Source organism: Rhodococcus indonesiensis (genome assembly GCF_047782815.1).
GTDB classification, from domain to species: Bacteria; Actinomycetota; Actinomycetes; order Mycobacteriales; family Mycobacteriaceae; genus Rhodococcus; species Rhodococcus indonesiensis.
On record NZ_CP180630.1, the window covers coordinates 2,048,590 to 2,062,074 of the forward strand.

A 13,485-nucleotide genomic window follows, 5' to 3' on the forward strand; every position below is an offset into this window, starting at 1 on the left:
ACTTCATCCACGTGAGACACGCTCTTAGTCCGCGATCGTGACCAGCACCTGCTCGGCGGCGTTGCGATGGCCGTCCGCGTTGGGGTGCAGCGGGGCCGCCGGCTGGGACGGGAACAGGCCCTCGGTCCAGCGTTGCGCTGCCGGCTGGCACGCATCGTGCCCCACCGTGGACTCGCGCAGGTCGACGTAGTCGACACCCGCCGCGTCGGCCTGCTGCTGCATCACGGCATTGAGCCGGTCGATCTTCGCCTGCAGATACGTCGCGTCGTCCGGCAGGATCGGCTGGTCGGGATAGCAGCCGCCGTCCCGGATCCCGGTCGGGTAGCCGACCAGCAGGATGCGCGCCCGTGGGGCACGGTCGTGGATCTCGCGCACGATCGCGCCGTAGGTCGGGGCGAAGTCGTCGATCGCGCGATCCACGAGATCGACGCCGCCGCGGACGTTCGCGGTCGCGCACAGGGGCCCGGCCGGTGCCGCGGCCCTCCCGGACGAGCGGTCGAGCGCGAGACACGACCCGGCCAGGGCGACCAGACCGATGTCGTTGCCACCGATCCCGACGGTGACCAGCTCGGTGTCCGGGGTGAGCGCCTCGTACTGCGCGGCGACGGTGGCGCCCGACGAAACGACCTGGGGTCCGGCCAGATTCGCTGTCGTCGCCGAACTGCACGACACGTCGCGGAAGTCGTCGACGCCGAGCGTCTCGGCCACGGCGTGGGGATAGTTGCTGCCCGAGCGCGCGCACGCGGGGTCCACCTGGGGCGGAATCATCGGGCCTGCGGTGAACGAATCCCCCAGGGCCACATAGGAACTGTAGGCGGGGGCGGGATCGGACTCGGCCCCGGACCCGGCCGACGGCCCGGTGCCGGTACAGGCCGTGGCGGCCAGCACGGAGAGGGCGGCGGCCGCGACCACGCCGATCCGGCGGTGCGCTGTCGCGGTCACGGCCCCTCCTGCCGACATCCGCTCACGGCCGGTCGTCGATCCGGGCGAGGATCGTCTTCGCCAGCGCGTCCGGTGCCTCCTCCGGAATCCAGTGGCTGACGTCGTCGAGAACGACGAATTCGTACGGCGCGTCGACGAACTCGCCGCAGCGCTCGGCGCCCGCCCGGCCGAGTGCCGAATCGGCTGTGCTCCACACGTAGGTGGTGGGTACTCGCACCGGCGCGAGTTCGGAGAATTCGCGGGTCATCGCGCGGTACCAGTTGAGCGCGGCAGTCAGGGCGCCGGGCTCGGACAGCACGCGCACGTACTCGTCGATCGACTCGCGGCTGACCCGGTCGCCGTACATCGCGCGCAGCCGACGAGCATCGTCCTCGAGCAGGACGTGCTCGGCCTTTCCCTCCTGCCGGAGCAGCTTGATGTAGGCGGCGCGGGCCTGCTGATCGGCATCCTCGCGCAGCGCCCAGCCGTAGGCCGCGAGGTGCGGCACCGACACCGCGGTCAGGGTGCTGATGCGGTCGGGGTGGCGCGCCGCGACCTGCCAGGCCACGGCCGCCCCCCAGTCGTGCCCCACCAGGTGCACCCGGTCGAGCCCGGTCGCGTCGAGCAGTCCGATGACGTCGCCGACCAGCAGGTCGATGGTGTAGGCGGCCACGCCGTCCGGGCGGGCGCCGGGGGAGTACCCCCGCTGGTCGGGCACGAGTACCCGCAGTCCCGCCTCCGCGAGCCGTGGGGCGACGGACTCCCAGCTGCGGGCGGTTTCCGGGAAGCCGTGCAGCAGCACGACCGGCGTGCCGTCGACGGGCCCGGCGGTGTGGACGTCGAAGGTGAGGTCTCCGAGGGTGACGCGAGTGGTCTCGAGCATGGCGCCCACCGTACGGCCTGTCGTCAGCGGTGGGTAGGTTTCCAGGCCCCCATGCCGAGGACGATGAGCCGCATCTGCTTCTCCGCGCGCGCCAGGACCTCGGCTTCCGCCGGTCCGCCGGGCCGGTCCACGTCGAGCAGTTCGAGCACCACCTCGAGCATGGCGGTGACCAGGAGGTCGGCCGCCATCTCGAGGTCGTCGACATCCCACTCCGCCATGCCGGGCATGCGGGAGAGGTCGACGGACAGTTCGCTGGTGATCAGCCGCAATTCGACGGTGACGGTGCGCGCGACGGCCGGCTGGCCGCCGTGGCGTTCGCGGGCGAGGAAACGAAACGCCTGTTCGTGGGCGCGGACCTGCCGCACCAGGGTCTCGAGCGATGTCCGCGCCGAGGACGGGCTGCGCGTGCGCCGGGCCTCGCGCAGCAGCCGGCGGAGCATGCGCATGGTGTCGGCGGCGAGCGCGACACCGAGTTCTTCCATCGAGTCGAAGTGACGGTAGAACGCCGTCGGCACGATTCCGGCCCGCCGGGCCACCTCGCGCAGGCTCACCGTGGCGAAGCTGCGATCGGCCGAGAGTTCGAGCGCCGCGTCGAGCAGGGCCTGGCGGGTGCGCTCCTTGCGCGCAGCCCGCGTCGCGGGTTCGGGAACGGGGGCTGCGGACACGGATCCGAGTCTAGGCAGTGCGGTGAACCGGCGGCCGAGGACGGGGGTGACGGCGGCCACATCGACGTTGACAGCGGACCGGGCCGCCCTGGCACACTGAGTTCAGTGCACGTTTGTACACTGAAATTGGATTCTCGCTCGAGAGGAGCGACGCCATGACACTGCTTCACCGCGCCCGACGCGCCGCGGGGCCGGACATCGGCCGAAAAGTCCTGCTCGAGGCGCTGCGCGTGCTCTCTGCGCCGCATCACCCGGACCGGTACCTCGAACTGGCCGATCCTCTCCTGGCTGTGCAGCGCACCCGGGCCCGGATCACGCACGTTGACCGAACCGTCCCCGGGTCGGTGACGCTCGAGTTGCGTCCGGCCCGGCCCCTCGAATTCCGGGCCGGCCAGCACCTGCAACTCGGTGTGGTGGTGGACGGCGTGCGGCACAGCCGCACCTACTCGCCGGTGAGTTCCCAGCATCGCGCCGACGGGCACATCCAGCTCACCGTCGGAGTGCGGCCGGGCGGTGTCGTCTCACGGCACCTGCACGAGCACGCCGCCGCGGGCGACGTCGTCGATCTCGCGGCCGCCGCGGGCGAATTCTGCCTGCCGGCGCGGCGACCGGAACGGCTCGTGCTCGTCAGCGGCGGCAGTGGCATTACTCCGGTGCTGTCGATGCTGCGCACCCTCGCCGACGAGGGTTACTCCGGGACCGTCGCCTTTCTGCACTACGCGCCCACTGCCGCGCACGTGCCGCACCGCGAGTCCATCGAATCCCTGGCCGGCACCCACCCCGGCATCGACGTGACCTTCGCCTACACCCGGGCGGCGGACGGTGCCGTGCGGGGTCACTTCGAGCGGGGCCATCTCGAGCGGGTCGCACCCTGGTTCGCCGGCGCGCCCGCCTACGTCTGTGGCCCGGTCGGCCTCGTCGACGGCGTGCGGGCCGTCTACGGCGACGCCGACGCCGCGCATCTGCTGCACACCGAGCAGTTCACCCCGCCCGTCGTGGTCCGCGACGACGACGCGACCGGCACCGTGACCTTCGCCGCCTCCGGGATCCACGCCGACAACAGCGGCGTCACCGCGCTCGAACAGGCCGAGGCGGCCGGACTCACCCCCGAGCACGGCTGCCGCATGGGAATCTGCCACTCCTGCACGGTGACCCGGCTGTCCGGCTGCACCCGCGACGTGCGCACCGGCGAGACCGACGACGAGCCCGGCGCCGAGGTGCAGATCTGCGTCAACGTCCCCCTCGGCGACGCGGCCTTCGACCTCTGACCCAATCGAAACACTTGGAGGACAGCATGTTCGGTTTGTCCCTTCCCCTTCCCGCCTTCCTGGCCGGCCGTCGCGAACCCGACCCGTCACCGGTCGTGCTGCGCCGCGAGCAGGTCGAGGAGATCGGCCGTGAACTCGACGCGCTGCGCGAACGCACCGTCGCCTCGCTCGGCGCGGCCGACCGTGAGTACATCTACCGCATCGTCGGGACGCAGCGCCGCTTCGAGATCGCCGGTCGCGCACTGCTGTTCGTGGGATTCCTGCCGCCGGCCTGGGTGGCGGGGGTGGCCGCCCTGAGCGTGTCGAAGATCCTCGACAACATGGAGATCGGCCACAATGTGATGCACGGCCAGTACGACTGGATGCGGGAACCGGAACTGAACTCCCGCAACTTCGAGTGGGACACCGTATGTCCCGCCGACCAGTGGCGGCACTCGCACAACTTCCTGCACCACACCTATACCAACATCCTCGGCATGGACCGCGACGTCGGCTACGGCATCCTGCGGATGGACCCGGCGCAGCGCTGGCACCCGTACTACCTCGGCAATCCCGTCTACGCGACGGCGCTGATGCTGTTGTTCGAGTGGGGCGTGATGCTGCACGACGCCGAGGTCGAGAACGTGGTCGCCGGTAAACGCAGCTGGCGCGACGTGATCCCGCTCGCCCGGGGCTGGTGGCGCAAGGCGCGGGGCCAGGTGATCAAGGACTATGTCGCCTTCCCGCTGCTGTCCGGGCCGATGTTCGTGCCGACGCTGCTCGGCAACGCTGCCGCCAACCTCGTCCGCAACGTGTGGGCCTTCTCCATCATCTTCTGCGGGCACTTCCCGTCGGGAGTGCAGTCCTTCACCGAGGAGGAGACCGCGCACGAGACGCGCGGCGAGTGGTATGTGCGCCAGTTGCTCGGCAGCGCGAACATCACCGGCACCCCGCTGTTCCACATCATGTCCGGCAACCTCTCGCACCAGATCGAGCACCACCTTTTCCCGGACTTGCCGGCGCACCGATACCCGGAGCTGGCACCCCAGGTGCGGGAGCTGTGCGAGCGGCACGGCCTGCCCTACAACACCGGCGGTCTGCTCGCCCAGGTCGGCTCGGTGTGGCGCAAGATCGTGAAGCTTGCCCTGCCGCCGAGCTGGGTCACGGAGGAACCAACGACGTCGGTGCTCATCGAGCGCAGCGTTCCGGTCGCGGGTACCCTCGCCCACGACAGCGCCTGAAGGGGGTACCGCCATGGTGGGTAGGTTCGAACGCAACAAGGACACGCTTCAGGAACTGACCGAGTCCGCGGCGACGCACGTCGGCAACATCGCGGGCATCATCACCGGTGCGGTCCGCGAGGTCACCCGGGAGATCGGGGACTGGATCAGCGACGGCATCGAGATGCGCGAAGCCGCCCGCAAGGCCGGAGCCGACGACGAGCGCAGCGCGGGTCCGTCGTCGTCCGAGCCGTCCGGCGGGCAGGTGTAAGTATCTCGGGCCGATCCGAGAACGCAGACACGGCGAGGGGCGGGCACCGGAATCCGGGTGCCCGCCCCTCGCCGTCGGCGTGGGTTCGGATCAGATGACGCCGAGTGCGAACATCGCGTCGGCCACCTTCACGAAGCCGGCGATGTTGGCGCCGTGGACGTAGTCGCCGGGCTTGCCGTACTCGGCGGCGGTGTCCACGCAGTTCTGGTGGATGTCGCGCATGATGCCGGCGAGGCGCTCGTCGGTGTAGTCGAAGTGCCACGAGTCGCGGGAGGCGTTCTGCTGCATCTCGAGGGCGGAGGTCGCCACGCCACCGGCGTTGGCGGCCTTGCCTGGGGCGAAGGCGACGCCCGCCTCGCGGAACACCGCGATGCCACCGGGGGTGGTGGGCATGTTCGCGCCCTCGGCGACGACGCGCACGCCGTTGTTCACCAGGGTCTTCGCGGCGGTCTCGTCCAGCTCGTTCTGGGTGGCGCAGGGGATCGCGACGTCGCAGGGCACGTCCCAGATCGAACCACCGGGGAAGTACTGCGCGTCGGGACGCTCGTCGACGTACTCGCTGATGCGGGCGCGACGGACTTCCTTGATGTCCTTGAGCAGCTCGAGGTCGATGCCGTTCTGGTCGACGATGTAGCCGGAGGAGTCGGAGCAGGCAATGGCGATGCCGCCGAGCTGGTGCACCTTCTGGATCGCGTAGATCGCCACGTTGCCCGACCCGGACACGACGACCTTGCGGCCCTCGAGCGAGGAGTTCACGGACTTGGCCATCTCCGCCACGAAGTAGGCGACGCCGTAGCCGGTCGCCTCCTTGCGCACCTGCGAACCGCCCCAGGTCAGGCCCTTGCCGGTGAGCACGCCCGACTCGTAGGAGTTGGTCAGGCGCTTGTACTGGCCGAACAGGTAGCCGATCTCGCGTCCACCGACACCGATGTCGCCGGCCGGGACGTCGGTGTACTCGCCGACGTGGCGGTGCAGCTCGGTCATGAAGGACTGGCAGAAGCGCATGATCTCCTGCTCCGACCGTCCCTTGGGGTCGAAGTCCGAGCCGCCCTTGCCGCCGCCGATGGGCAGGCCGGTGAGGGCGTTCTTGAAGATCTGCTCGAACCCGAGGAACTTCACGATGCCGAGGTTGACGCTCGGGTGGAAGCGCAGGCCGCCCTTGTATGGACCGAGCACGCTGTTGTACTGCACCCGGAAGCCGCGGTTGACGTGCACGTTGCCCTGGTCGTCGGTCCACGGCACCCGGAAGATGATCTGCCGCTCGGGTTCGGTGAGTCGCTCGATGAGTCCGGACTCGAAGTACCGGGGGTGGCGCTCGAGAACGACGTGCAGGGACTCGAACACCTCGGCGGCTGCCTGATGGAACTCGGGTTCACCGGCGTTACGCGCCTTCACCTGTTCGTAGATCTCTGCAATGCGGTCCGCGGTCGACACGCTCACCTACCTGACTGTGAGGAGACTGTTACATGGCGTTAACACGTTGATTCTAGGCGCAGGCACGAGACGTCCCGTCGAGGGGTGGCGACCACCCCCACACACGCGGCGTCTGCCCGGTGCGGCGGGGGAGGCGGCTACGCCGGTTCCGGGAGGGTGGCTTCCGGACCCGGGTTGCCGCCGAGCGCGGCGACGAGGCGTTCCCGGGCGCGCCCGAGGTGGCGGGTGATCGCCTCGACGGCCGCCTCGCCGTCGCCGGCCAGGACGGCGTCGAGGATCTGCTGGTGTTCGGCGGCGATGCTCGCGGTGGTGAGCAGCTGCTTGCCCTGGACCTGCACCATGCACAGCCGGACCTCGGAGACGAGCGAGCCGAACATGCGGCTGGTGCGCGGGCTGCCCAGTGCGTCCACCAGGGCGGTGTGGAAGCGCATGTCGGGTTCGACGACGGTGAGTGGGTCCGCCTCGGTCATGGCGGCGATCTCGGCATTGGCAGCCGCCGCCGCCGGCGGCGCCGTGCGGGTCTCGGCCAGCGCTCGCAGCACCACGGATTCCAGGTGGGCGCGGGTGCGGTAGATGTCGCGTACGTCCTCGGGACCCAGGTGGGGCACGCGGGCGGTCTTGTGGGCACTGCGCTGCAGCAGGCCCTCGCCCACGAGCTTCTCGATGGCCGCCTTGGCGGTCGGCCTGGCGACTTCGTAGGCGCGGGACACCTCGGCCTCGGTGAGCGCATCCTCGTGTGTCAGCTCACCGGCGAAGACCCGCCGGCGGAGCTCGAGGGCGAGGGCGTCGACGATCGACAGGGCTTCGACGCGTCCGGCCAACGCTCCGCTCCTTCCGGCTCTCCGCGCACCCGCACGGACCTGCACGAACACCTGCATTCTCGCACGACGCCGCACATGCACCCTTGACAGGTATGTGTACTTGTCTGACAATTTCTCCCGATCGGTGACAGGCATCACAACGAGAGGGCGTCCATGTACCAACAGACACTCGACCCGATCGGCGGTTCCCTCGCCTGGTCGGCCGTGGTCGCGGCGATTCCGCTGGCCGCGATGTTCGTCATGCTCGGCGTCTTCCGGTGGAAAGCGCATCGTGCGGCTCTCGTCGGCCTGGCGCTCGCCGTGCTCGTCGCCGTCGTCGGGTGGGGGATGCCGCTCGGCCAGGCGGCTGCCGCCACCGCCGAGGGCGCCTTCTACGGCCTGTTTCCCATCCTGTGGATCTTGATCAACGCCCTCTTCGTCTACCGGCTCACGGTGGTCACCGGCTGGTTCGAGGAGCTCGGCCGGGTCGTCCGGTCCGTCTCCGACGACCAGCGCATCCTGGCCATCCTCATCGCCTTCTGCTTCGGCGCGCTGCTCGAGTCGCTCGCCGGATTCGGCGCACCCGTCGCGATCTCCGCGGCGATGCTCCTGGCTGCTGGTATGGCACCGCTGAAGGCCGCGTGCACGTCCCTGCTGGCGAACACCGCTCCGGTGGCCTTCGGCGCGATGGGCGCCCCCATCCTCGCGCTCGCCGGGGTCACCGGCCTGCCGCTCGACGACCTGTCCGCGATGGCCGGCCGGCAGACACCCTTCGTCGCGGCCGTCGTGCCGATGGTGATGGTGTTCCTCGTCGACGGGCGCCGCGGAGTTCGGCAGACCTGGCCCGTCGCCGTCGTCGCGGGACTGACCTTCGGCCTCGCCCAGTTCGTCACCGCCAACTACCTCACCGTCGAACTCACCGACGTCGTCGCCGCGATCGTCACGGTCGGCGCGGTACTGGGCATGCTGAAGGTGTGGCAGCCGGGCGAGCGCCTGGTCGCCACGCCCGACTCCGCCCTCGCCGCACCGGTCGGCGCCGGAACGGGTGTCGGCATCGCCGCCCCGCCGTCGCGTTTCGACGTATACAGCCGGACCCGGCGCACCTTGCTGGCCCTCGCCCCGTACCTGACGATCATCGCGATCTTCACCGCGGCTCAGATCCCGGTCGTCAAGGCGTGGCTCGGCGAGATCGGCACCGTGTCGTTCCGCTGGCCCGGCCTCGACATCGTCGATGTCGACGGCACACCGCTGGCCGCGCAGACGTTCAAGCTCGACCACCTGAAGGCCACCGGCACCCTGCTGCTGCTCGCCGGAGCCTTCACGGCCGCGATGTACGGAATCGGGGTGCGCCGCGCCGTCCGCGCCTACGTCGACACGCTCGTGCAGCTGCGCTGGACCGTCGTCACCGTCACCTCGGTGCTCGCGCTGGCCTTCGTGATGAACCTGTCCGGTCAGACCGCCGGCCTCGGCATGGCACTCGCGTCCGCGGGCGGTGTGTTCGCCCTGGTCTCGCCGTTGATCGGCTGGATCGGTGTGGCCGTCACCGGCTCCGACACGTCGTCGAACTCGCTGTTCGGTGTCATGCAGGCGACCGCGGCGCAGCAGGCCGGTCTCGACCCGGTGCTCATGGCGTCGGCCAACTCGTCCGCGGGGGTGCTCGGCAAGATGCTCTCGCCGCAGAACCTCTCGGTCGCGGTCGCCGCAGTCGGCCTGGCCGGGGCGGAGGGCGTCGTCCTGCGCCGCCTGATCGGCTGGAGCCTCGGGTTGCTCGTGTTCCTCACCGTCGTCATCTATCTACAGTCCACCCCCGTTCTCGATTGGATGGTTCCGTGAATCCCGGCGCTGTAACCCTTGTCCCCGACACCGAGTCGGCCGTTGCCGCACTCGTCGACGTTCTCGGTGACGCCGTCGTCACCGACCCGGACCGGATGCTCGCCTACCGGCGCGACCAGTCGCTGCTCACGCCCGCCGGAATGCCGCTCGCCCTGGTGCGGGCGCGGGACACCGACGACGTCGTCGCCACCCTGACCGTCGCGCACCGGCACGGCATTCCCGTCGTCACCCGCGGTGCGGGCACCGGTCTCGCGGGCGCGGCCAACGCCCTCGACGGCGGCATCGTGCTCAGCGTCGAGAAGATGAACGCCATCCTCGAGATCGACCCTGAATCACGCACGGCTACAGTGCAACCCGGGGTGATCAACGGTGATCTCGCCGCGGCGGCGGCGGAGCAGGGGCTGTGGTACGTGCCGGACCCCGGCAGCCGCGCCGTCTCCACCATCGGCGGCAACCTCGCCACCAACGCCGGCGGCACCTGCTGCGCGAAGTACGGCGTCACGGCCGACCATGTCGCCCGCATCAAGGCGGTGCTCGCCGACGGGCAGATCATCCACACCGGTGCCACCACCCGGAAGAACGTGGCGGGACTGAACCTCACGCAACTGCTCGTCGGCTCCGAGGGCACCCTCGCCGTCATCGTCGAGGCCACGGTGCGGCTGCGCGCCGCCGCAACCGCGGCGGCCACGGTGGTCGCGAGCTTCCCGGACACCGCGCAGGCCGTCGCCGCGGTCCTGGCGATCCGCGAGCAGGCCGAACCGTGCCTCGTCGAGCTGATGGACCGGACCACCATCGCCGCCGTCGAGGACATGACGCACATGGGGCTCGACCAGACGGCCGGCGCGCTGCTGCTCGTCCAGTGCGACGGGCGCGACGCCGCCGCCGAAGCCGAGGTGTGCGCACTGGCCTGCACCGCGGCGGGCGCGACGGAGGTGTACGACACCGCCGACCCGGTCGAGGGGGAGGAGTTCATGGCTGCTCGGCGGGTGGCGCTCACCGCGCTCGAGCGGTGCGGCAGCACCCTCCTCGACGACCTGGCTGTCCCCGTGCCCCGGCTGCCCGAGATGCTCGCGGCCGTCGAGACGATCGCCGCGCGGCACGACCTGCTCATCGGCACGTTCGGGCACGCGGCGGACGGGAACCTGCACCCCACCATCGTGTTCGACGCCGCCGACGAGTCCGTCGCGCGACGCGCCCGGCAGGCGTTCGACGAGATGGTCGCCGAATGCCTGGCGCTCGGCGGGTCGATCAGCGGAGAGCACGGCATCGGGGTGCTCAAGCAGCCGTACCTGGAAACGCAGGTCGGCACCGTCGAACGTGCCCTCATGCACCGCATCAAGGCGGCGTTCGACCCGACCGGGATTCTCAACCCGGGACGCGGGATCTGACGACCCCGTTTCCTGCCGGCGAAGCCTGGGGGTCAGATACCGACGAAGTTCATCACTCGGGACACGGTCGTCGCGGTACCGGTCAGAGCGACCGCAGTCACCATCACCGCAGCGGCACCCGTCGAGACCGCGGCGCCGAGCGCGCCCCCCAGATTCGAGCGCCATCGGGACGTCGCGAGGGCGGCCTCCGCGGACGATATTCCCAGTGGGACAGCGTCGGGGCCGACGGTGGGCAATCGGAGCGAATCGGAGGTGGCCGGCTCGCGAATCGAATCGTCGGTGTCCACTATGTAACCTTTCGGTACTTCGGTGATTTCACCTCACGCCTCGAGGTATGAATCCGTTGTAGTCGAACAGGTTTCCGTGTGCCACCAGGACGAGTGTCCAATGCCCGACCGCCTCGGCTGGACCGTGCCGGTAACGTCGATGCGGAGCAGTCCGACCCGAACCGAGACGAGGTAGGGGGGCGTCATGACTGTCACGCCGGCCCTCGAGGCTCCGTGGCGGGAGCGGGTGCGCACGTGGGTCGAGCCGATCTTCCTCGCCGTGACCCTCACCGCGCTGGTGGCCGGCATCGTCGCCACGCTGTTCGATGCGGACGACGTCGCCGACGCGTGCTGGATCGCCGGCACCGTCGTCGCGATCCTGCCCGCCGTCTGGTGGGTGATCGACGCGCTGCGGCGCGGGCGCGTCGGGGTGGACCTGATCGCGGTGCTGTCCCTGGTCGGCACCCTGCTCGTCGGCGAATACGTCGCCGGGGCGCTCATCGGCGTGATGCTCGCGTCCGGGCAGGCCCTCGACGCTGCCGCGGAACGTCGCGCCACCAAGGACTTGCGCGCCCTGCTCGAGCACGCGCCGCACACCGCCCGTCGCCGCGTCGGCGACGAGGTAGAGGTCGTGCCGCTCGGCGACGTGGTGCCCGGAGACACCCTGGTCGTCGGACCGGGCGAGGTGGTGCCGGTCGACGGCTGGGTCACCTCCGAGCTGGCGGTGCTCGACGAGTCGGTCCTCACCGGCGAGCCGATGCACGTGCAGCGTCGCACCGGGGAGGCCGTGCGCAGCGGCGTCGTCGCCGCCGGCGGCGCCTTCGAACTCCACGCCCGCGCCACCGCCGAGGACAGTACCTACGCCGGGATCGTGCGTCTGGCCCGCGAGGCCGCCGCCGAGAGCGCGCCGGTGGTGCGGATCGCCGACCGGGTCGCCGCGTGGTTCCTGCCGCTGTCGCTGACGGTGGCGGGGCTCGCGTGGCTGATCAGCGGCTCGGCCACCCGCGCCGTCGCCGTGCTGGTGGTGGCGACCCCGTGCCCACTTCTGCTCGCCGCGCCCGTCGCGATCGTCTCCGGTCTCTCCCGCGCTTCGCGTCTGGGGGTGGTGATCCGCAGTGGCGGCGCACTCGAGAACCTCGGGCACGCGACCACCCTGGTGATGGACAAGACGGGAACGCTCACCAGTGGCCGGCCCGCCGGCACCGACATCGTCACCGCACCCGGCGGCGACGGCACCGAGGTGCTGCGCCTGGCGGCGTCCGCCGATCAGCTGTCCCCGCACGTGCTCGCCGAGGCGATCGTGCAGGAGGCGAAGATGCGCGGGCTGCCCCTGTCGCTGCCCACCGACGTCGCCGAGCAGGCCGGTACCGGCGTGGCCGCGACCGTCGACGGCCGCCGCGTCACCGTCGGCAGCCTGGTCCTGCCCGACGACGCGCCGGGCTGGGCGCGGGCGGTGCTCAGCCGCGCCGCCCTCGACGGCGCCGTCGTCGCCTGGGTCACCGTCGACGGCGATCTGGCCGGCGCCCTGCTGCTCGTGGACCCCCTGCGCCGCGACGCCGCGCGCACCCTGCGGCGGCTGCGCGCGGCCGGCCTGGACCGCCTGGTCATGCTCACCGGCGACCGTCGCGAACCGGCCGAGGAGATCGGTTCCGTCCTCGGCCTCGACGGCGTGTACGCCGAGCAGACCCCGGCCGACAAGGTGAACGGCGTCCGTGCCGAGCGGGAGGCGGCGGTCACGGTGATGGTCGGCGACGGCGTCAACGACGCACCGGCCCTCGCCGCGGCGACCGTCGGAGTCGCGATGGGTGCCCGCGGATCCACGGCGAGCTCGGAGGCGGCGGACATCGTGCTCACCACCGACCGGCTCGACCGGCTCGCCGACGCCATGGAGATCGCCCGCCGCTCCCGGCGCATCGCCGTGCAGAGCGCGGTCGTCGGCATGAGCCTGTCGCTGGTCGCCATGGGATTCGCCGCGTTCGGATACCTGCCCCCCGCGGTGGGTGCGCTGCTGCAGGAGGGCATCGACGTCGCGGTCATCCTCAACGCGCTGCGCGCCCTACGCGGCGACCGGGACCGGGAGCTGGCGCTGCCCGACGACACCGAGGCGATGCTGCACCGGTTCTCGGCCGAACACGACGTCCTGCGCGACGACCTGTCGCTCCTGCGCGACACCGCCCAGCTGCTCGCCTCCGGTGATCTGCCCGCCGCTCACACCGCGCTGCGCCGCACCGACACGTTCCTGTTCGACACGCTGCTGCCGCACGAACGGGCCGAGGACACCGAGCTGTACCCGGCGCTCGCGGTCCCGCTCGGCAGTGGGGAGGCGACCGCGACGATGAGCCGGATGCACGCCGAGATCGACCGCCTCAGCCGCCGCATGCGTACACATCTGGCGCAGGCCGACGCCGCCGGCGGGCTGAGCCCGGACCAGTGCGACGACCTGCTCGCCTGCCTGTACGGGCTGCACGCGCTGCTGCGGCTGCACTTCGTGCAGGAAGAGGAGAACTACTTCACCCTCGCCCCCGAGGCCGAACGGCCGGACGACTCGGTCTGACCG

The 13,485-nt window shown here is 70.9% G+C and carries 12 protein-coding genes; 6 read left to right on the plus strand and 6 right to left on the minus strand.

Annotation, left to right across the window (positions count from 1 at the left end; translation table 11 throughout):
- Nucleotides 1–24 precede the first annotated feature (24 nt).
- From ACM26Y_RS09610 to ACM26Y_RS09620, 3 genes are read right to left on the minus strand one after another with little or no spacing between them, the layout of a single operon-like run.
- Nucleotides 25–942, minus strand: coding sequence for an SGNH/GDSL hydrolase family protein (locus ACM26Y_RS09610; protein WP_416063312.1), 918 nt, complete (start codon nt 940–942; stop codon nt 25–27).
- A gap of 22 nt (nt 943–964) precedes the next feature.
- Nucleotides 965–1,804: an alpha/beta fold hydrolase gene (locus ACM26Y_RS09615; RefSeq protein WP_003936838.1), complete on the minus strand. Its 840-nt coding sequence runs from the start codon at nt 1,802–1,804 to the stop codon at nt 965–967.
- A 23-nt stretch (nt 1,805–1,827) separates the two neighbouring features.
- Nucleotides 1,828–2,529: a TetR family transcriptional regulator gene (locus ACM26Y_RS09620; RefSeq protein WP_003936839.1), complete on the minus strand. Its 702-nt coding sequence runs from the start codon at nt 2,527–2,529 to the stop codon at nt 1,828–1,830.
- A gap of 95 nt (nt 2,530–2,624) precedes the next feature.
- Between ACM26Y_RS09620 and ACM26Y_RS09625 the strand changes: the two genes are divergently transcribed.
- Genes ACM26Y_RS09625 through ACM26Y_RS09635 form a run of 3 tightly spaced genes read left to right on the plus strand, consistent with a single transcriptional unit; the run spans nt 2,625 to nt 5,207 of the window.
- Nucleotides 2,625–3,737: a ferredoxin reductase gene (locus tag ACM26Y_RS09625; RefSeq protein WP_416063313.1), complete on the plus strand. Its 1,113-nt coding sequence runs from the start codon at nt 2,625–2,627 to the stop codon at nt 3,735–3,737.
- A gap of 26 nt (nt 3,738–3,763) precedes the next feature.
- Nucleotides 3,764–4,957, plus strand: a complete 1,194-nt coding sequence (locus ACM26Y_RS09630; protein ID WP_289380425.1) for a fatty acid desaturase family protein — start codon at nt 3,764–3,766, stop codon at nt 4,955–4,957.
- Nucleotides 4,958–4,970: 13 nt separating this feature from the next.
- Nucleotides 4,971–5,207 carry a hypothetical protein gene (locus tag ACM26Y_RS09635; protein WP_003936842.1) on the plus strand — a complete coding sequence of 79 codons (237 nt, stop codon included), beginning with the start codon at nt 4,971–4,973 and terminating at the stop codon, nt 5,205–5,207.
- A 90-nt stretch (nt 5,208–5,297) separates the two neighbouring features.
- On the opposite strand, the gene gdhA is transcribed toward ACM26Y_RS09635, so the two are convergent.
- Nucleotides 5,298–6,641: an NADP-specific glutamate dehydrogenase gene (gene gdhA / locus ACM26Y_RS09640; protein ID WP_003936843.1), complete on the minus strand. Its 1,344-nt coding sequence runs from the start codon at nt 6,639–6,641 to the stop codon at nt 5,298–5,300.
- A gap of 137 nt (nt 6,642–6,778) precedes the next feature.
- Nucleotides 6,779–7,462 (minus strand): GntR family transcriptional regulator, encoded by a 684-nt coding sequence (locus tag ACM26Y_RS09645; RefSeq protein ID WP_003936844.1) that lies wholly within the window; start codon nt 7,460–7,462, stop codon nt 6,779–6,781.
- Nucleotides 7,463–7,615: 153 nt separating this feature from the next.
- On the opposite strand from ACM26Y_RS09645, the gene ACM26Y_RS09650 reads away from it, so the two are divergent.
- Both ACM26Y_RS09650 and ACM26Y_RS09655 read left to right on the plus strand, forming a co-directional pair.
- Complete coding sequence (locus tag ACM26Y_RS09650) at nt 7,616–9,274, plus strand: L-lactate permease (protein ID WP_416063314.1); 1,659 nt, start codon at nt 7,616–7,618, stop codon at nt 9,272–9,274.
- A complete protein-coding gene (locus ACM26Y_RS09655) occupies nt 9,271–10,662 on the plus strand; it encodes an FAD-binding oxidoreductase (protein ID WP_416063315.1) in 1,392 nt (463 codons plus the stop codon). The genes ACM26Y_RS09650 and ACM26Y_RS09655 overlap by 4 nt, the downstream gene beginning before the upstream one ends.
- 32 nt (nt 10,663–10,694) lie before the next feature.
- Here the strand turns inward: ACM26Y_RS09655 and ACM26Y_RS09660 are convergent, their stop codons facing one another.
- Nucleotides 10,695–10,949, minus strand: a complete 255-nt coding sequence (locus ACM26Y_RS09660; protein WP_416063316.1) for a hypothetical protein — start codon at nt 10,947–10,949, stop codon at nt 10,695–10,697.
- A 184-nt stretch (nt 10,950–11,133) separates the two neighbouring features.
- On the opposite strand from ACM26Y_RS09660, the gene ACM26Y_RS09665 reads away from it, so the two are divergent.
- Nucleotides 11,134–13,482 (plus strand): heavy metal translocating P-type ATPase, encoded by a 2,349-nt coding sequence (locus ACM26Y_RS09665; RefSeq protein ID WP_416063317.1) that lies wholly within the window; start codon nt 11,134–11,136, stop codon nt 13,480–13,482.
- Nucleotides 13,483–13,485: the final 3 nt, after the last annotated feature.